Annotated in this window: 12 protein-coding genes; 4 read left to right on the forward strand and 8 right to left on the reverse strand. The window is 42.9% G+C overall.

The features are described 5' to 3' along the window. Positions 1-94 precede the first annotated feature (94 nt). Positions 95-1,636 carry a hypothetical protein gene (locus tag CWI32_RS00970; protein ID WP_100534426.1) on the forward strand — a complete coding sequence of 514 codons (1,542 nt, stop codon included), beginning with the start codon at positions 95-97 and terminating at the stop codon, positions 1,634-1,636. Between the two features lie 151 nt (positions 1,637-1,787). On the opposite strand, the gene CWI32_RS00975 is transcribed toward CWI32_RS00970, so the two are convergent. Further along, on the reverse strand, positions 1,788-3,407 hold the full coding sequence (locus CWI32_RS00975; RefSeq protein ID WP_005096235.1) for an inorganic phosphate transporter: 1,620 nt from the start codon (positions 3,405-3,407) through the stop codon (positions 1,788-1,790). Positions 3,408-3,940: 533 nt separating this feature from the next. Here CWI32_RS00975 and metH point away from each other — a divergent pair. Then, on the forward strand, positions 3,941-7,627 hold the full coding sequence (gene metH / locus CWI32_RS00980) for a methionine synthase (RefSeq protein ID WP_100357265.1): 3,687 nt from the start codon (positions 3,941-3,943) through the stop codon (positions 7,625-7,627). Positions 7,628-7,682: 55 nt separating this feature from the next. On the opposite strand, the gene CWI32_RS00985 is transcribed toward metH, so the two are convergent. After that, positions 7,683-9,797, reverse strand: coding sequence for a 3'-5' exonuclease (locus tag CWI32_RS00985; protein WP_100534427.1), 2,115 nt, complete (start codon positions 9,795-9,797; stop codon positions 7,683-7,685). Positions 9,798-10,083: 286 nt separating this feature from the next. Here CWI32_RS00985 and dhaK point away from each other — a divergent pair, with 286 nt between their 5' ends. Further along, positions 10,084-11,814 (forward strand): dihydroxyacetone kinase subunit DhaK, encoded by a 1,731-nt coding sequence (gene dhaK, locus CWI32_RS00990; RefSeq protein ID WP_100534428.1) that lies wholly within the window; start codon positions 10,084-10,086, stop codon positions 11,812-11,814. Between the two features lie 89 nt (positions 11,815-11,903). Here dhaK and CWI32_RS00995 read toward each other — a convergent pair whose 3' ends face one another. From CWI32_RS00995 to CWI32_RS01005, 3 genes are all read right to left on the reverse strand, one after another. Then, a complete protein-coding gene (locus tag CWI32_RS00995; protein WP_100534429.1) occupies positions 11,904-13,178 on the reverse strand; it encodes a glutaminase in 1,275 nt (424 codons plus the stop codon). A 218-nt stretch (positions 13,179-13,396) separates the two neighbouring features. Beyond that, positions 13,397-14,203, reverse strand: a complete 807-nt coding sequence (locus CWI32_RS01000; RefSeq protein ID WP_100357269.1) for an SDR family oxidoreductase — start codon at positions 14,201-14,203, stop codon at positions 13,397-13,399. A 20-nt stretch (positions 14,204-14,223) separates the two neighbouring features. Further along, positions 14,224-14,895: a hypothetical protein gene (locus CWI32_RS01005; protein ID WP_100534430.1), complete on the reverse strand. Its 672-nt coding sequence runs from the start codon at positions 14,893-14,895 to the stop codon at positions 14,224-14,226. A 174-nt stretch (positions 14,896-15,069) separates the two neighbouring features. Between CWI32_RS01005 and CWI32_RS01010 the strand changes: the two genes are divergently transcribed. Then, positions 15,070-17,964, forward strand: coding sequence for a valine--tRNA ligase (locus tag CWI32_RS01010; protein ID WP_100534431.1), 2,895 nt, complete (start codon positions 15,070-15,072; stop codon positions 17,962-17,964). A gap of 47 nt (positions 17,965-18,011) precedes the next feature. Here the strand turns inward: CWI32_RS01010 and CWI32_RS01015 are convergent, their stop codons facing one another. The 3 genes from CWI32_RS01015 to CWI32_RS01025 form a co-directional block, all read right to left on the reverse strand. After that, positions 18,012-18,521 carry a YfbU family protein gene (locus CWI32_RS01015; protein WP_100357272.1) on the reverse strand — a complete coding sequence of 170 codons (510 nt, stop codon included), beginning with the start codon at positions 18,519-18,521 and terminating at the stop codon, positions 18,012-18,014. A gap of 7 nt (positions 18,522-18,528) precedes the next feature. After that, positions 18,529-19,242, reverse strand: a complete 714-nt coding sequence (locus CWI32_RS01020; RefSeq protein WP_100534432.1) for an FRG domain-containing protein — start codon at positions 19,240-19,242, stop codon at positions 18,529-18,531. Between the two features lie 243 nt (positions 19,243-19,485). Then, positions 19,486-19,848, reverse strand: a complete 363-nt coding sequence (locus tag CWI32_RS01025) for an endonuclease domain-containing protein (RefSeq protein WP_100357274.1) — start codon at positions 19,846-19,848, stop codon at positions 19,486-19,488. Positions 19,849-19,861 lie beyond the last annotated feature (13 nt).

Genomic DNA, 19,861 nt, shown 5'->3' on the forward strand with positions numbered 1-19,861 from the left:
TCATGATGTCACTTATTGCCAATCTTGGAGTGAATTTTGCAGCGATAATGTATACATCTGTATATTAATTACTGTCATTTACGAGATATTTTGCATGTCCACTACACCAGACGGTCTTCAATTTCCGCTTCAGTCCAATCAACAAAAACCAAGTAGCTCAAAAACAGGACGCGCGATCATCGCAGCAGCTTTGGCCAATGTGAATCAGCACAGTGCTGCACAGGCACAATCAGAAAAAAACTGGCGCAAACAATATACCGTGCATTTTAAGCAACTGGTCGAGCAAGGGCTAAGCTCGCCTGAAGCCAGCCTGAAAATTGCCGAAGATGGATTGGAAAAGGCCCATCAGACTTTTGAATTTTACCGTGATGGCCAGAAGCATTTACTGAAAGATGCCCTCACCTTGCCCGCCGATCAACTACATAGCTTTAAATTGACGGGAAGCAGTCAGGCTGCACCAGAATGGTATGTGCCCTACCACGGCCAGAAGCTGCAAGGCGATGCCTTAGTGAAGCAGATTGAACGTTGGGAAAACCAAGGTATTATGGAAAGCAGCCATGCCAATGCCCTGCGTGAATGTGTGGCGCACCCAGAATGGTTTGATTTGTCAGATCGAACCATGGTGCTGTTTGGTGCTGCATCTGAAGCTGGCCCTTTGACCTGGCTGGCAAAATGGAAAGCCAATATTGTAGCGATTGACCTGCCAAACACCCGGGTATGGGGCAAGATTGTCGATACCATCAGCCAAGGCAATGCCACGCTGTATGCGCCCTGTACTGAAGCACTTGCAGAAGATACGCCTGACGATGTTCTAAAAGAAAAACTCGGTGCCAATCTTTTGACTCAGATTCCCGAGATTGCTAAATGGCTATTACAGTTTGAGCCGGATCTGGATCTGGCCGCAATTGCCTATCTGGATGGCGAGAAGCATGTCCGTGTTTCGATGGCGATGGATGCCATCATGAAATATGTCAGCGAACAAAAAGCCAATACCAGCCTGATGTATATGTGTACCCCGACCGATGTCTATGCGGTTCCAAGTGAAGTGATTGAAGCATCAAAAGTGAAATATGCGGAGCGCTCGAAAGCACAGACACTGATTTCCAAAGGTGTATCGACTGTAAGCCGCAAACACTTTTTTCAGAAAAATGCGCATGAGCTGATTCAATCTGGTGACCAGTCTTATGGGATTTGTGACTGTCTGGTGGTAGAACAAGGTCCAAACTATGCACTAGCCAAACGCATTCAACAATGGCGTGCTACTTTAGCTCGCGCTCAGGGTCAACGTGTCAGCATCAATATCGCTCCATCTACAACCACGTATTCAGTCACCAAGAATCCGCTATTAAAAGCCGCGTTTAACGGTGCCAGTCTGTTTGATGTCGAAGCTTTTGCACCTGAAACCACAAATGCATTGATGGCAGCCCTGTGGATTCATGATCTGCGTAATGCCACCTCTGTAGCCAATCCTGAAATGAAGCTGAATCATCCACTGGAATTGATGATGCATGGCGCCAATCATGGTGGCTTGTGGCGAGTGGCTTATCTGGCGCGAACTGCATTACCTTTTGCTGCCCTATATGGTTTTGCGACAGAGAAGTTACCCAAGGGATTATTAAGTAAGCTTAAGAAGTAATTTATTTCCTTCACTCTACCCTTCTTCTAGAGTCAATATTATTTTTATTCAAAATTCTCCCCCTCACTCCAACCCTCTCCAAGGGAGAGGATTTCAAAAAACTTCATAAAAAAACGCTGCAAAAGCAGCGTTTTTTACTTATCTAATAACATTAGAAAACTTTAAGTAACAACCAGTACAAAGTACCTGATAAACAAATTGTGGCGGGTAAAGTGAAAACCCAGGCAGACAGAATGGTTTTCACCATCTGGAAGTTCAGACCTGACTTATTCGCCACCATGGTACCTGCAACCGCAGAGTTCAATACATGAGTGGTCGATACCGGCATCCCAAAACCATCCGCAGCCGCAATGGTCGACATCGCCACAAGTTCAGCAGACATCCCCTGACCATAAGTCATATGCTGCTTACCAATACGCTCACCGACTGTCACCACAATACGCTTCCAGCCAACCATAGTACCCAGACCCAGCGCCAGAGCAACGGCCACTTTCACCCAGGTCGGGATGTATTGCAAGAATGAATCCAGACTGTCACGGTATTGATCTACCGTTTTGTCCTGTTCAGCCGTCATTGCAGGTAAAGCTTCTGCTTTGTCCAAACGCTTGAAAGCCGTGGTACTTAGGTACATGTCATTCCGGAATTCTGAAACCTGTGCTTCAGGCACTTCCCTAATGCTGCTATAGCTACCGACTTTTTCACCTAAATGATCTGTGAGGCTCGCCAATGCAGGCACCACTTCAGGGGTGATTTCTTTGGTTTGGATATAAGTCGTGATGATCTGACGCGCTTTTTCATCTTCAATATCCGCATGGTCTGGATAAATCGCATTGGCCGTTTGCGCAGACAATTGCCCAAAAGTCTGGATATGCTGTTGATCTAGGTTTTTGTTGAGTGAGTACGCCATTGGTACACAGCCAATCAAAATCAACATGATCAGCCCCATGCCTTTTTGACCATCATTTGAACCGTGCGCAAAGCTGACACCGGTACAGGTAAAGATCAAAATGGCACGAATTAAAGGGGGTGGCGGTTTATTACCTTCAGGTGGCTGGAACAGCTCCACCTGTTTCTTGAAGATTTTTTTCACCAGCAAGAACAGCACAGCGGCAAATGCAAAACCGATTAAAGGCGAAAATAACAGCGCCTTACCGACTTTCATCACCTGCTCCATGTCTATACCCGATGCACCGCTACTCGCGTGCAGAATGTAGTTCATGATACCCACACCCAGAATCGAACCGATCAGGGTATGTGAGCTGGATGCAGGAATACCAAGAAACCATGTTCCCAGGTTCCAGACAATCGCAGCGATCAGCATGGCAAACACCATGGCAAAACCTGCTCCGGAGCCGACATTCATGATCAGCTCAACAGGTAACAGTGCAATAATACCGTAAGCCACCGCACCACTGGCCACCATAACCCCAAGGAAGTTACAGAAACCGGCCCACATTACAGCGACAGGCGCAGAAAGTGCATTGGTATAAATGACCGTGGCAACCGCATTGGCAGTATCGTGGAAGCCATTGACGAATTCAAAGCCCAGCGCAATAAACAATGCCGTCGCCAGGAGAATAATTGAATACAAACCCAGTGCAGGAACATGCGCTAAATCGGCAGACAATTGAAAACCGATATAAATAAGAGTAGAGATAATGACAGTTAGAAAAACTGGCATAAAGAATTTTGGTGTCGGCACGTGAACATTGGTCGACTTGTGCGAAGCCGACTCGTGTGCTGAATCTATGGGAGTTTGATTAGGATTCATGCAAGCAGGAATAGAGGATTCAAGAATTCCCCTATTGTTCAGTTAAATTGTGACAATTATATGACAAACTGCTGTCATATGAAGCAATAATTTAGATTTTCTTGCTGCTGTTCGTCCTGTTTAATCCCGAGTAAAACACTGCTGTTTGATTCAATAAATCATCAACTTAAGATAAAATTCCAGCTTTTCAGAACTCAAAAACGTGTCCTGTTTTTGCGCTTAAAGCTTTGAAATTCCATCTACGCTTAAGATGACCATAATTTCTATGTACAGAGCATAGTCAATAAATATGACAATTTCATGAATAAAAGCATCAGCTTAATTTTTCAAATATATTTTTGCCAGTTTTAGCGAGATCCCATTTTAAAGCTGAATACGGCATAGACCGGATAACAAAAACCTGTCTTGTTCTAACTGACTTATCAAATTTTCATATCATGTATATCCATCATTCTGAGAAAGGAGGCGCAGAATTCAAGCATTAATTCTGCTAATATGGCCGATGTTTTTTGATTTCTACTGAGAAAGTTTGAATGTCGACACTTGCCACCTTAAAAGAACTTCTTGCCAAGAAAATTTTAATTATCGATGGTGCGATGGGTACCATGATCCAGCGCCATAAACTGGAAGAAGCCGATTACCGTGGCGAGCGTTTTGCTGATTGGGCTTATGATCTGAAAGGCAATAACGACCTGCTCGTTTTGACACAACCACAAATCATTCAAGGTATTCATGAAGCTTACTTGGAAGCTGGCGCCGACATTATTGAAACCAATACCTTTAACGGTACGCGGGTTTCGATGTCTGACTATCATATGCAAGATCTGGTTCCCGAGATTAACCGTGAAGCGGCGCGTCTGGCCAAAGAAGCCTGTGCCAAATATTCAACCCCAGAAAAACCACGTTTTGTGGCAGGTGTGATTGGTCCGACATCACGTACCACGTCTATTTCTCCAAACGTTAACGATCCAGCCTTCCGCAACATCACTTTTGATGCCTTAAAAGTGGATTATATTGAATCAACCAAAGCGCTGATTGAAGGTGGTGTCGACATCATCCTGATTGAAACTGTATTCGATACTTTAAATGCCAAAGCTGCGATCTTTGCGGTGAAAGAAGTCTTTAAAGAATTGGGCTATGAACTGCCAATCATGATCTCAGGCACCATTACCGATGCATCTGGCCGTACCTTAACCGGTCAAACCGCAGAAGCGTTCTGGAACTCGATGCGTCATGCAGAACCGATCTCGATTGGTTTTAACTGTGCGCTTGGTGCAGATGCGATGCGTCCACACGTCAAAACCGTGTCGGATGTAGCGGATACTTTTGTTTCAGCACATCCTAACGCTGGCTTGCCAAATGCCTTCGGTGGATATGATGAAACACCGGAAGAAACTGCAGCTTTCATTAAAGAATTTGCGGAAAGCGGTCTGATCAATATTACCGGTGGTTGCTGTGGTACCACACCGGATCACATCCGCGCAATTGCACAAGCAGTGGAAGGCATTAGCCCGCGTCAAATTCCTGAGATTGCGCCTGCCTGTCGTTTAAGCGGTTTAGAACCATTTAACATCACCCAGGATTCATTGTTTGTGAACGTCGGCGAGCGTACCAACGTCACCGGTTCGAAAAAATTCCTGCGTCTGATTCGTGAAGAAAACTTCGCCGAAGCACTCGATGTTGCCCGTCAGCAGGTTGAAGCCGGTGCACAAATTATCGATATCAACATGGATGAAGGCATGCTGGATTCACAAGGTGCCATGGTGCACTTCCTGAATCTGATTGCGTCTGAGCCGGATATTTCACGTGTGCCGATCATGCTCGATTCTTCTAAATGGGAGATTATCGAAGCAGGTTTGAAATGCGTGCAAGGTAAAGCCGTGGTGAACTCGATTTCCTTAAAAGAAGGTTATGACGAATTTGTCGAACGTGCCCGCCTGTGCCGTCAGTACGGTGCAGCAGTGATTGTGATGGCATTTGATGAAGATGGTCAGGCCGATACAGCAGCACGTAAAAAAGAGATCTGTAAGCGCTCTTATGATGTGCTGGTCAATGAAGTGGGCTTCCCTGCTGAAGATATTATCTTTGACCCGAACGTGTTTGCGATTGCGACAGGGATTGTAGAACATAATAACTATGCGGTTGATTTCATTGAAGCGACTGGCTGGATTAAAGAAAATCTACCCCATGCCATGATTTCAGGTGGTGTCTCTAACGTCTCGTTCTCATTCCGTGGTAATGAGCCAGTACGTGAAGCGATTCACTCAGTGTTCTTGTACCATGCCATTCAAAAAGGCATGACCATGGGGATTGTGAATGCCGGTCAAATGGCGATTTATGATGACATTGATAAAGAATTAAAAGCTGCCGTTGAAGATGTGGTTCAAAACCAGAATCAAGGCGAAAGTGGTCAGGATGCAACAGAACGGCTGCTGGCTGTCGCTGAAAAATATCGTGGTCAAAGTGGTACGCAAAAAGCCGAAGAAAACCTGGAATGGCGTAATGAATCTGTTGAAAAACGTCTTGAATATGCACTGGTCAAAGGCATTACGACGTATATTGACCAAGACACTGAAGAAGCCCGTTTAAAATCAACCCGTCCACTGGATGTGATTGAAGGCCCATTGATGGCAGGTATGAACGTGGTTGGCGACCTGTTTGGTGCCGGTAAAATGTTCTTGCCGCAGGTGGTAAAATCTGCGCGTGTGATGAAGCAGGCAGTGGCTTGGCTGAATCCGTTTATTGAAGCTGAGAAAACCCAAGCTGAAGCCAAAGGTAAAATCCTGCTCGCGACGGTAAAAGGTGACGTACACGACATCGGTAAGAACATTGTCGGCGTGGTGCTGGGCTGTAACGGTTATGACATCGTGGATCTGGGCGTGATGGTGCCGTGCGAGAAAATCCTGCAAACCGCAATTGATGAAAAAGTCGATATTATCGGTTTGTCTGGTTTGATTACACCGTCTCTGGACGAAATGGTCTTTGTTGCCAAAGAAATGCAGCGTAAAGGCTTTAATATTCCATTGATGATTGGTGGTGCAACCACCTCTAAAGCCCACACCGCTGTAAAGATTTCACCGCAATATCAAAATGATGGTGTGTACTACACAGCTGATGCTTCACGTGCCGTGGGTGTGGCAACACAATTGCTTTCTGCCGAGATGAAACCAAAACTGGCAACGGACTATGCGGCGGATTATGAAAAAATCCGTACACGTTTAGCCAATAAGCAGCCGAAAGCCGCCAAATTGTCTTATGCAAAATCAATTGAAAATGGCTTTAAAATTGATTTTGGTGCACACACTCCAGTAAAACCAAACTTCATTGGTTCGGAAACTTTCACCAATTATCCACTTGAAACCTTGGTGGAATATTTTGACTGGACACCGTTCTTTATTTCTTGGAGTCTGGCGGGTAAATTCCCGAAAATCCTGGAAGATGACGTAGTTGGCGAAGCAGCACGTGACTTGTTTGAACAAGCACAAATTATGCTGAAAGATATCATCGAGAATAAACGTTTCGATGCGCGTGCCACCTTCAGCATTTATCCTGCCAACCGTGTGGCAAGCGACACTGTTGCTGTGGCAGATGAAAATGGCAATGTGACCCATACTTTTGAACATCTACGTCAGCAGTCGGATAAAGTGACAGGCAAAGCCAACTATTCTTTGGCGGACTTTATTGCACAGAAAGATGTGGCTCAGGATTATTTGGGTGGTTTTACAGTTTCAATCTTTGGTGCGGAAGAGCTGTCGCAAGAATACAAAGCCAAAGGCGATGATTATTCTGCAATTATGGCGCAGGCTTTAGGTGACCGTTTTGCGGAAGCATTTGCTGAACATTTGCACCAGCGTATCCGTAAAGAATTCTGGGGCTACCAAGCAGATGAACAATTGTCGAATGAAGATTTGATTAAAGAGAAGTATGTCGGTATTCGTCCTGCACCGGGCTACCCTGCGTGTCCTGAACATTCTGAAAAAGCGCCACTCTTTGACTGGTTAGGTACAACTGACAAGATTGGAACTTACTTAACCTCTAGTTTTGCAATGTGGCCACCTTCATCAGTCAGCGGTTTCTATTATGCAAATCCTGAAACTGAATACTTTAACGTGGGTAAAATCTCTGGCGACCAGTTGGAAGATTATGCGAAGCGTAAAGGTTGGACGCTGGATGAAGCGAAACGTTGGTTAGCGCCGAATTTGGATGATTCGATTGTTTAAGAGTCATCTAGTTTAGAGAAGAAAAATCCCCTCGATTGAGGGGATTTTTTATTTTTCAATCAATTAGTCTTAACTTTCTCAATCGCGAACGAATACCACCCTCTTTACGTGAATGTCGTTTTGCAATTTCTTTAATAGACAGCTTTTCATCCATAAATGCATCAATCAGACGAACTTCCTCATCTTCTGTCCACTTTTGCCCAATCATTGAATCATTGATATTTTCTATATCTTCTTGGGAAATGGTTACTTCAGATTTTTCAATACTAACTTCCACCGAGCTTTCTTCGACGTCCAATAAACTAGTTGCTTGCTCATAGATCTTTTTAACATCGGCAAGAAATCCTTTATTTTCACATCCCAGGATAAATAGTTTATTTTGTGCACGAGTCATACCCACATAAGCAAGTTTTCGCTCGGAATCTAAATCACGATTTTCACCGAGTCGTGGCATGTAATCTAGCCCAACGAAAAAAACATGTGGAAACTCCAAACCTTTGGATGACTCCACATTCATAATTTTAATTGAATTTTTATTTAAGTCTAATGCCTTCTTCTCTACGCTGCTAAAAATAAATTCTGCTTCAACATTTGGTATATAAGTATTTAATTTTGACTTCAACTCACTCACAAAAATATCGTATACGGCTGATTTTGCCTGTAATACAGCAATCTCCCTTGGTGCAGTTTCTGATTGCAACAATTGACGAATTTTCCGAGCGATCAAATCGGCCAAGTGACGGACATCATTTTTATGATAAATACTTGGATATTCTCCTGTTTTACATTCGCCTGTGTCAGAATCTAAAATACGATCGTATTCGTCATTATTTTGTAAGCTATCCGGTTGTTTAGAATTCAAAAATGCTTTGGCAATATCTAAAATTTCTTTAGTATTACGATAACATTTATATAGTTCTACTGGTTTTTTACCTTGAACCTGCAAGCCAACAGAGCGCCAGCTTGGCTTTTTGCGGTTGAAAATATTTTGTGCAGGGTCATAACAGAACAAAATATTGTTACTCTCAGATTTCACTAGTTTAGATAGCCCAATAATCCATTCCTGCGCAAAGTCTTGTCCTTCATCAATCAGAATAGCGTCATATAATTCAGCGTCTAGTACATCCTTCTTTTCCAGGTAATCCAGTAAAATGTGCCCCACCCGGGTATTATATTCGGACTGCTTTTCCTGAAGCAGCATAGATAAATTCGCTCCAGTTAGCTGCTTGACAAGGCTATGAAAATTAAGAACTTCAATTTTCTTATTAAAATCATCACCGAACATATGCTTTAAATGGTTGCATAAAGAATTGTTATAACAAACCACTAAAATCTTATAGTCAGGATAAATTGTTTTTAGATACTTGGCACGGCATGCTAAAACCAAAGTTTTGCCACTTCCTGCTACACCTTTTAAAATACGATGCCCATCACCAATATTTTTGGCAATTGATTCTTGTGTTAAATCTAAAGCTTTAATTTCTTGTGGCTCTAAGGCAAATAGCTCATCTTGTTTAAACTCATTGACACGAATTTCCGGAAAAATCATATACCGAAGAAATTTCTCTTCCGCCTGAGTTAAAGGTTCAAATGGAAATGCAACATCTTGGAAAGCCTTAATTAATTTTTGTTTAAACGTTTTATTTTCGGCAACTAAACGTAAATCATCCTTGTATATGGTCTTATGCTCGGAGCTAATAGCTGGAAAGCTGAGTCCAATCCCCTTAGCATCCTCTTGTTTTAATTCAGTATAAATCACACAACTACTGATCGGAAACTTAACATTTCCTTGATAGGGACCTCTCTTTTGTAAAAATATCGCAGTCTTTTTGAATTGATTTAAAATATTTAGCATGCACTTACGTACTTGCATTTCAGGATTCTGAACAGACACTATTTTAGTGTCATTTTTATTATAAAAACGTCCTGTGAATGTATCTGGATTTAGTGTTTCAAATCGTTCTTTTGACCAATCCTTGACTTCAACTACTAATAAACCATGCTTTGGCAACCACACCAAAAAATCAGTATAACGATTTAATGCTTTCGGTTCATACCAGATAATAGCATTTTCATCTTGAAATATATGTTCCAATAATTGGTAAACTTTCCTTTCCCCACTACTGGCAGATCTTAAGTGTTGTATATTTGGAGGAATGAGTTCAGCCACGATAATATTTTCTCTAAATCTTAATTAATAAATTGAATGATATATCAAAGAAAGCTCACTAATCTAATAGCACAATCAAATTCCAGTTCATCTTTGTAAAAGGTAATAGGTTTTACTTCTTAATAGAGAAATTAAATCAAACAATATACATATCAAAAACGTTATTTTTCTGACTCATTCATTAAAATTTATCCGCTTTTACATTTTTAACTCTGCAAAAATCATTACTTTCTATAATAATAGAGCAATAAATTTATCTCCCAAATCAATCACTCTTGGTGTTCCAATGAAAAAACTCATCAACAACCCTGAAAACCTGGTTGTCGAAATGTGCAAAGGCTTCGTCCTCGCTCATCCAGAACTCGCATTTACCGAGTCACACAAAATCATTTCAAGAAAAGCAAAACATAATAATGTCGCACTGATCAGTGGTGGCGGCAGCGGTCACGAGCCGGCACATGCAGGCTTTGTCGGCGCAGGTATGTTAGACGCAGCCGTTTGTGGTGACGTATTTGCATCACCTTCACAAATTCAGGTCTACAAAGCATTGCAGCATGTTGCAACAGACAAAGGCGTGCTGATGATCATTAAAAACTATTCTGGCGATATGATGAATTTCCAGAATGGTGCAGCGCTTGCAACAGATGACGGCATTAACGTGGATTACGTCAAAGTAGCAGATGACATTGCAGTCAAAGACAGCTTATATACTGTCGGTCGTCGTGGTGTTGCCGGTACAGTATTGGTGCATAAAATTGCCGGTGCAGCTGCATCAAAAGGTTTAGAGCTTGCGGAAGTCAAAGCTGTGGCTCAAAAAGCTGCGGACAATGTCATTAGTCTTGGTTTTGCTTATAGCTCATGTACCGTTCCTGCCAAAGGCACACCAACCTTTACTCTTGCCAATGATGAAATGGAATACGGCGTGGGCATCCACGGCGAACCGGGGATTCGTTGTGAAAAAATATTGCCATCAAAAGAACTGGCACAACGTATTATCGATGACCTGTTTCTTGACCGTCCTGACCTGACTGAAATAGCGGTATTGGTCAATGGTTTTGGTTCAACGCCAATGCAGGAGCTGTATGTCTTTAACAACGATGTTTGCGAACATTTGGCACGTAAAGGCATCAAAATTTATCGTACTTTTGTCGGTAACTACATGACCAGTATCGACATGAACGGTGCATCGGTATCTTTACTTGCGCTGGATGCTGAACTGAAAACCTATTTAGATGCAGAAGCCAATACCCCTGCATTTAAAACGGATGGTTCACCTGCACTACCTTTTGAATTTGCAGCAAAAGATGCAGCAGCTGAACGCAGCGCCAATACCGAAGTTGAAACCCAACCTGAACATGCAATAATCAGCAATGAGCAATTCACGATTGAGAATATGCGTTATGTCGTCGATGTCATGGCGGCTTGCATTATTAAAAATGAAGTGCCTTTCTGCGAGCTAGATGCCCATGCCGGCGATGGTGACTTTGGCATGAGCGTGGCCAAAGGCTTTAAACAGCTGAAACGTGAATGGCAAAGTCTGATTCAAGCGCAGCATATGGATGAATTCATGCTGAACTGCTCAATGATCATTATGGAACACTGTGGCGGTGCATCAGGTCCAATCTGGGGTTCAGCCTTCCGTGCCGCGAGTAAGGCCATTCAAGATAAAACCAGTTTAACTGTCGCTGACTTTGCTGAAATGTTGCAGGCGGCAGTCAAAGGCATTCAAGTGACCGGTGAGCGTTCATTTGGTCGTGGTGCCGTGGTGGGGGATAAAACCCTGATTGATGCCCTAGTACCATGTGCAGATTCATGGTCTGCCAATACCGGCAAGACTTTTAAAGAAAACTTTGTCTTGGGTGCAGCGGCTGCGGTAAAAGGTGCAGAATCGACCCAAGAGATTGTGGCACGTATGGGGCGTGCGGGTACGGTCGGTGACCGTAGCTTGGGCTATCCGGATGCCGGTGCACATGGTTTAGGTGTGATCTTTAGCGACATTGCAGCACATATTAAATAAATCATTTATTAAAAAAGCCTCGAATCATCGGGGCTTTTTTTATTTCCGGGTATACAGCCGGTGCTCAAGCAAGACAGCAGAAAAAGCGTCTATTGAAATTTTTCTAGATACTTGTTCAGGTTTTCTTTGACCACGACCCTTTTATTGCCCTTCATCTGTGCTTCACTCAAAATTCCTTCCGAGTCAACCACCACAACAGGATGACCATCCTTTTTCAAACGCGCCACGCCTTCAAATAACATGCGGGCGCCGACATTATGAATTAGGGTCAAATTGGTCAGATCCAGTATAATTCGTTTTTTGCCTTCCGGTTCATCTTCCAAAATACGCAGCAGCATTTCCGATTCAGTAAACTGCAATACGCCACGCAGTTCATACACCACCACATGATCGCGTTTTCCAGTGAGATAACGGTTTTGTAAAATGGTTTGTGCCGACGGCGTCCCTTCCATTAAATGTAGCCCCATTTCCCAGGATATACGTTCAAAGATATCGACCCCACGCGCGCTATGCCCATGTTCATCAATTCGTGGAGAAAATACGGCGATGCCCACCTGTCCAGGCAATACGCCAATAATGCCGCCTGCGACCCCACTTTTTGCCGGAATGCCCACCGTGGTCAGCCAGTCACCGGCAGCATCATACATCCCGCAAGTGAGCATCACGCTCAGGACTTGCCGCACCACAGAACGATCCAATAATTTTTTACCGGTCTGCGGCTGAATCCCACCGTTGGCGAGTACCCCGGCAATCATCGCCAGGTCTTTGACCGTCACCTTGATTGAACATTGCTTGATATAACCATTGACAATCGCTTCTGGATCTTCTTCCAATACTCCTACTGTACGCAGCATATAACCCAAGGATCTGTTACGAAACGCTGTTTTCAGTTCGGAGGTATATACATCGGTATCAAAACTCAGTTCACGTCCAGCCAAACCGCTTAAAAAACGGCGCAACTGTTCCGCCCGGGATACTGTGCGTTTATAGGGAATCAGGGAGTGGGCAGTAATAGCACCCGAATTGATCATCGGATTTTTCGGAATATTGGTGTCTTTCTCCAGTGAAATCTGGTTAAAGGCCTCGCCCGAAGGTTCCACGCCCACTTTTTCCATGACCTTGGTCAGGCCAACTTTCTGCAAGGCCAAGGCATAAGCAAAAGGCTTGGACATGGACTGCATGGTGAACTCAACCTCGTCATCACCGGTGGAATAGATCGTGCCATCTACGGTGGAGAGTGCCAAAGCAAACTTCTCTGGATCGACTGCTGCCAGCTCAGGAATATAGTCGGCCAAGGCCCCTTTATCATTGTCTTGGCAGGAAGTTAAAACATGCTTGAGATAGTCTGGCACCGGTGTTTTCATCGAATGAGCGTATTCCAATTCACTATTATTTTTAACTAACATAGCGGTTTTTGACTTAAGTACCAGAGTGAAAAGGTAATTTTCTGCATATCTGTGTGATGGGTTGTGCACGCTTTGCGTCAGCTCCTCCAGAAATTAAATTGTAGGTTTGTTCATAATTTTCTTTTTGAGAGCGATTAAAAAAGGGCAACATTGCCCTTTTAATGAGTCTGAATGATTTATTTCACTTTGGTTTTGCGAATCATCTTGTACAGGACTTTTGGCGAAATACGCGACACCAGTACCCCGAGTTTTTCTTTCTTGCCGCCAATCACGATATATTCTTCGCCACTCTGCAAAGCTTGTACAGTTTGACGGGCAAAATCTTCTGCGGACAGACCATTTTCAATCGCTTCATCTGCATGCCCTTGCGGCTTCCCTTGACCATTTAAAGCGTTCAGGGACACATTGGTTTTAACAAAACCGGGGAAAATCACCGATACGCCAATCCCCTGATCTGCCACTTCAGCACGCAGGCTGTTGGCCCACATATGAATTGCTGCTTTGGCTGCGGAATAAGACGCGCGATATTGTGTACCGAGCAAACCTGCAACACTGGAAATAAACACAATACGGCCGGATTTTTGTGCCAGAAAAGTTGGCAGTACGGTTTTGGTCAAAAATACCTGCGAGAAATAATCGACTTCCATAATGGCGCGTTCAGTCTGCATGGTGGTTTCTGCAATCAGGGCACGCTGACTGAGTCCGGCATTATTGATCAGCCAGTCAATCCGGCCTTTTTGTTGCACAACCTGCTCATAGGCATGGCGAACCTGACTTTCATCGGTGATATCAGCCGTGATGGAAATATGTTGATCCGGATTGATCAGGCTTTGGCGCACATTTTCCAGTTCTTCATGACGGCGCGCAGTCAATATCACCTGCGCTCCCTGTGCGGCACATTGCTGTGCAATCGCCTTGCCTATCCCTGAAGATGCGCCAGTAATCCAGACCACTTTTCCATTTAAACTTTCAACTTTCGCCATGAAATCCTGTTTCCTTTGTTTTAATAAATATGGTGCGGCCTTTCATCTTCCAGAAATGCCAGTAAATGCTCGAAATAATAACGCATCGTATCAGCATCATAGATATTACCGAGTTTATCAAAACGTTTATAGCCGAGCTGGGTGGTTAGGTGAATCACCCCATTTAAGGTTTTATCGACCACAACATTAAACTTCAACAGGTTTTTCGGTTCACGGATCAGACAGGTCACGCCCTGATCAACGACCTGGGTAAAGGCTTTGAGTGCCGGCGAGACATATTGATGATTGCCGGTTTTCATCTGATCCACACAACCCAGTAACTCCATCACCAGCATCTTTTCCACCGGATAACGCACAAAAACATCGCCGTCATGCGTATAGGTCATGCGATGCAGATAATTCACCATGGGCATGAGCCGTTCATTGCCAAATAAGGAAACCGACCAAGGCATATATTTACGTGTCGTCTCAATAATGTGCTGAATCACTTTTTCAGATTCACTGTCGGGAGATTTCGCGATCTGCACCATCTGACCAAAAATCTGGTCAATAATTTCACAGGCCATATCGGCCAGATTTTCACCGAGCGGTTTAGCCAGACTGTCTGGATCACCGGCATTTAATCTAGAATGAAGGTCGATAAAGCGCTGATGGGTTTCAGGCTGGATCTTCAGGGAAATGCTATAGCTCATCTTGTTATCCTTTTTAATCTTCTGCGATGAGTCGCGTTTTTTATCTTTGCATCATACGACGAGTTGCTCTGCATGCCAATTGTCTAAAGTTTGCATTTGGTTAAGCTGCCGCATCCACTATTTTTTTTGCTACAATAGATCCAATTTTTCATCTACTTTTGATCTGTTTAGACTATGACTGATTCAGCGCAAAATATCGCGACAACCTACGATCCGACCGAGATCGAGAAAAAATGGTACCAAACTTGGGAAGAGCGCGGCTACTTCAAGCCCTCTGAAAAAGGCGAATCATTCTGTATCATGATTCCGCCGCCAAACGTCACTGGTAACTTGCACATGGGTCATGGTTTTAACAATGCCATCATGGATGCATTGACCCGTTATAACCGTATGTCAGGTAAAAATACGCTTTGGCAACCGGGTACTGACCACGCCGGTATTGCCACCCAAATGGTGGTAGAACGTCAGCTTGGTGCAGAAGGCATTAGCCGTCATGACTTGGGCCGTGAAAAGTTCATCGAAAAAGTCTGGGAATGGAAAGAACAATCTGGCGGTAACATCACCCGTCAAATTCGTCGTTTGGGTTCTTCTGTAGACTGGTCTCGTGAACGCTTCACCATGGATGATGGTTTATCAAATGCTGTAAAAGAAGTGTTTGTAAAACTTCACGAAGAAGGTCTGATCTACCGCGGCAAACGTCTGGTGAACTGGGATCCAAAACTCCAAACTGCGCTTTCTGACCTGGAAGTTGAGTCTGATAAAGAAGAAGCAGGTTCATTGTGGCATTTCAAATACTTCTTTGAAGATAAGTCACTACGCACACACGATGGTAAAGATTATATCGTTGTGGCAACGACGCGTCCTGAAACATTGTTGGGTGATACAGCTGTTGCCGTTGCGCTTGATGATGAACGCTATGCAGATTTGGTGGGTAAAAATATTATCCTGCCAATCACTGGTCGTGCGGTTCCAATCGTTAAAGATGAATATGTCGATAAAGAATTCGGTACAGGCTGTGTAAAAATCACCCCTGCACACGACTTCAATGACTATGAAGTGGGTAAACGTTGCGAATTGCCAATCATCAATATCTTCAACAAAAATGCTGAAGTGTTGGCTGAGTTTGAATACATCGCGAAAGCCGGGGAGCAAATCTCTAAAACCATTCCTGCACCTGCGGAATATGTGGGCTTAGATCGTTTTGAAGCACGTAAAAAATTAGTTGAACAAGCTGAAGCTGAAGGCTGGTTAGAGCAAATCCAACCGTATACGCTTAAACTACCTCGCGGTGACCGTTCAGGGGTCATCGTTGAGCCGTTACTGACGGATCAATGGTATGTGAAAATTGCACCGCTTGCTGAGCCTGCAATTAAAGCGGTTAAAGATGGCGAGATTAAATTCGTTCCTGAGCAATACAGCAACATGTACATGGCGTGGATGAACAACATCCAAGACTGGTGTATCTCGCGTCAATTGTGGTGGGGTCACCGTATTCCTGCTTGGTACGATGCTGAAGGCAACGTATTTGTAGGCCGTGATGAAGCCGAAGTTCGTGAGAAAAACGGCATCCCTGCTGATGTTCAATTAGACCAAGACGAAGACGTACTCGATACATGGTTCTCATCGGGTCTTTGGACGTTCTCAACTTTAGGTTGGACTGGCGATGAAGCCAAAGATAAAGAAAACTATTTCTTAAATACTTTCCACCCGACTGATGTACTTGTGACTGGTTTTGACATCATCTTCTTCTGGGTTGCCCGCATGATCATGATGACCATGCACTTCATGAAGAATGAAGATGGCACACCACAAGTACCGTTTAAAACTGTGTATGTACACGGTTTGGTACGTGATGGCGAAGGTCAGAAAATGTCTAAATCTAAGGGGAACGTGCTTGACCCATTAGACTTGATTGACGGTGTTGATCTTGAAACTTTAGTACAAAAACGTACCACTGGTTTGATGAACCCGAAACAGGCAGCAAAGATTGAAAAATCAACGCGTAAAGAATTCCCTGAAGGTATTCAATCTTACGGTACAGATGCGGTTCGTTTCACATTCTGTGCGCTTGCCAACACCGGTCGTGACATCAAGTTCGACATGAAGCGTGTTGAAGGTTACCGTAACTTCGCGAACAAAATCTGGAACGCAACCCGTTTCGTGATGATGAACTGCGAAGAACAAGTGATTGGTCAAGAAGTTCGTCAAGACCTTTGGGAATTGCCTGAACAGTGGATTGTAAGCCGTCTACAAAAAGCAGAACAAGCAGTGCAAACAGCATTTGCAACGTATCGTTTAGACTTGGCTGCACAAGCGATTTACGAGTTCATTTGGAATGAATACTGTGACTGGTATGTAGAGCTGACTAAGCCTGTTCTGAATGATGAAAATATCTCGGTAGAACGTAAAGCTGAAATCCGCCGTGTTCTTCTTGCTATCATGGAAGCGTCTTTACGTTTGGCACATCCGTTGATGCCTTACTTGACAGAAGAAATTTGGCAAACGCTTGCGCCGAAGCTGAACATTTCTGGCGAAACGATTATGCTTGCACAGTACCCTGTTGCTGACCAAGCATTGATTAACGAACAAGCTGAAGCAGATATGCAATGGCTGCAAGGTTTGATTGGTGCGGTACGTAACATCCGTGGTGAGATGGGTCTAGGTAATGCTCGCTTGTTGCCTGTTCTTCTTCAAAACACGACTGATGCTGAAAAAGCGCAGATCACACGTATTGAAGCGTTATTCACTGCGTTGGCTAAAGTTGAGAGCATTACTTTCCTTGCGGACGGTGAACAACCGCCATTGTCTTCTTCATCTGTAGTGGGTCATGTGTCTGTATTCGTTCCAATGAAGGGCTTAATTGACCCTAAAGCGGAATTGGGTCGTCTACAAAAAGACTTAGACAAGGTTCAAAAACAGCATGACCAAATTGCAACTAAACTTGGCAATGAAGGTTTTGTGGCGAAAGCGCCTGCTGCGGTTGTTGAAGGCGAGAAAGTAAAACTTGCTGAGTTTGCTGATCAGTTAGCGAAAATTAAAGCGAATATGGAGCAAATTGCTGCGCTTTAATGCGTTGTTAGATTGATTCAAAAATCCCCTCTTAGTGAGGGGATTTTTTATGCATCCAATATACTTAAAGCTTGCTCAGTACTCATCTGCCAAATACTAATTTCACCTTCTTTAACTTTCGCTAACATTCTTTCGTATTTATGAATCATTGGACAATGGCTATTTAGATGATCATTCTCATAATAATATTGTTTTTGCTCTTGAAACTTACCTTGTATTTCAATTAAAAATCTTGTGAAACCAAGATATTCTGACTCATTATTACCATCAAAACCTTTAAAGTTTCCATAGGAATGTTGTAGCAATCGCGAATCTTTAGTTTTTCTTTTTAAATCTTCAATTGCTCTATATAAATCCAGAATATTGAGCACAAAACGACTTTTTTCTACTGGTATCTCATCATCTATCCATTGATCTAATAACGAATAGAAAATTTCATAGCCATTTTCTAGAATCTGGATTAACTCTTTATAATAAGTAGCATCATTTACATCCAATTTTGCTAAAATTTTATATTGGTTAATCAAGATCAAGCGATCTTTTTTTTCTAACTTCATATCACACCTAAAAAATTTTGGTTTTAATATGATTGGCTATACCAACCATATCAGGATAAATAGTAAATTCGTTTAAATTTGCCCACTTTAAGAAAATTCTAGCTTCAGCTTTAGCTGAAGCAGGCAAAATAATTTTACGAAAACAATCTGTTGCAGTTTTCTCAAAATTTCCACCTGCTGTCCCAAATACTGTGAATCTTCCAGCCTGAGCTTTCAATCTGTCACTAATATAATTAGGTTGTATTGCTAAAGGTTTTTCAATTTTCACAGGTCGATTTTCCCAATATGTTTTTTTATATTCAAATGATGCATCTTCTGGAAGACCAATAATTTCGTGACGACCACTTAAACGATTTAATGCGAATGGATCTAATACATAAATTGCACTATCTGTATCATTCGAATAATCAGAATGTAAAATAAAAGCTAATGCGACGCCTAAAACTGTTGTCCAATCTAATAAACGCGTTGGAATCCAATAATGTTGCATATCAAATAATGTATCCCAATCATTTGATCTTTTCTCGAAGACCCCTACTGATAAACGTTTAAATTCATCAAAAAGAAGTTTTTCTTTTGATTCCCAACTATCAACTCTTACTAGACTTGGCTCTAACGTCCATTCGCACTTGGATTGCCCTCTATACCAAATTTCAGCCGGGTTACCTAATTCCTGTTCCGCAGTTTTTATATTTTCAAGAAATATATTCCAATCACTCATATTCTTTTAACTTATTAATTTCACGCAACTATTATTAGCATCTTCACAACTTGCTTACAACCCTCTCCCCAACCCTCTCCCATAGGGAGAGGGAGCTTCATTTGATTTAATGATTGCATGGATTTCACAATGGTGTTTCCTCTCCTTTTAGGAGAGGGTTAGGGAGAGGTGCTTTTAATTTTTGTCATTATAAATTCTGCCCTCACCCTAGCCTTCTCCCAGAGGGAGAAGGGGCTTCTATTATTAATTTATTTTCAGTTCAAAGCATACATTCCATAAATGTTCTAAAACCACATCCGTCCGCCCCAACACATCATGATTCCAATACCGCACAACAGTTAACCCCAAAGCCTCTAAAAACTTAGTACGTTCAGCATCGTATTCAATTGCATCATCTATTGCATGCTGACTACCATCCAACTCAATCACCAAACCAAGCTCATGACAGTAAAAATCCACGATATAAGGTTTGATCACATGCTGACGACGAAATTTAAGATTCATAAATCGCTTGGCACGTAGGAGTTGCCACATCAGGTGTTCTGCATCAGTGGCGGTGTGGCGCATAGATTTGGCGAATTCTAATAATTGGGGATCTATTTTCATTGTTATTTTCCCT

The sequence above is a fragment of the Acinetobacter pseudolwoffii genome, assembly GCF_002803605.1.
Taxonomy (GTDB): Bacteria; Pseudomonadota; Gammaproteobacteria; order Pseudomonadales; family Moraxellaceae; genus Acinetobacter; species Acinetobacter pseudolwoffii.

Excerpts from the sequence above, each read along its gene's own strand:
- CWI32_RS00970 (WP_100534426.1), top strand. The coding sequence starts at position 95 with ATGTCCACTACACCAGACGGTCTTCAATTTCCGCTTCAGTCCAATCAA.
- CWI32_RS00975 (WP_005096235.1), bottom strand. The coding sequence starts at position 3,407 with ATGAATCCTAATCAAACTCCCATAGATTCAGCACACGAGTCGGCTTCG.
- metH (WP_100357265.1), top strand. The coding sequence starts at position 3,941 with ATGTCGACACTTGCCACCTTAAAAGAACTTCTTGCCAAGAAAATTTTA.
- dhaK (WP_100534428.1), top strand. The coding sequence starts at position 10,084 with ATGAAAAAACTCATCAACAACCCTGAAAACCTGGTTGTCGAAATGTGC.
- CWI32_RS00995 (WP_100534429.1), bottom strand. The coding sequence starts at position 13,178 with ATGAAAACACCGGTGCCAGACTATCTCAAGCATGTTTTAACTTCCTGC.
- CWI32_RS01000 (WP_100357269.1), bottom strand. The coding sequence starts at position 14,203 with ATGGCGAAAGTTGAAAGTTTAAATGGAAAAGTGGTCTGGATTACTGGC.
- CWI32_RS01005 (WP_100534430.1), bottom strand. The coding sequence starts at position 14,895 with ATGAGCTATAGCATTTCCCTGAAGATCCAGCCTGAAACCCATCAGCGC.
- CWI32_RS01010 (WP_100534431.1), top strand. The coding sequence starts at position 15,070 with ATGACTGATTCAGCGCAAAATATCGCGACAACCTACGATCCGACCGAG.
- CWI32_RS01015 (WP_100357272.1), bottom strand. The coding sequence starts at position 18,521 with ATGAAGTTAGAAAAAAAAGATCGCTTGATCTTGATTAACCAATATAAA.
- CWI32_RS01020 (WP_100534432.1), bottom strand. The coding sequence starts at position 19,242 with ATGAGTGATTGGAATATATTTCTTGAAAATATAAAAACTGCGGAACAG.
- CWI32_RS01025 (WP_100357274.1), bottom strand. The coding sequence starts at position 19,848 with ATGAAAATAGATCCCCAATTATTAGAATTCGCCAAATCTATGCGCCAC.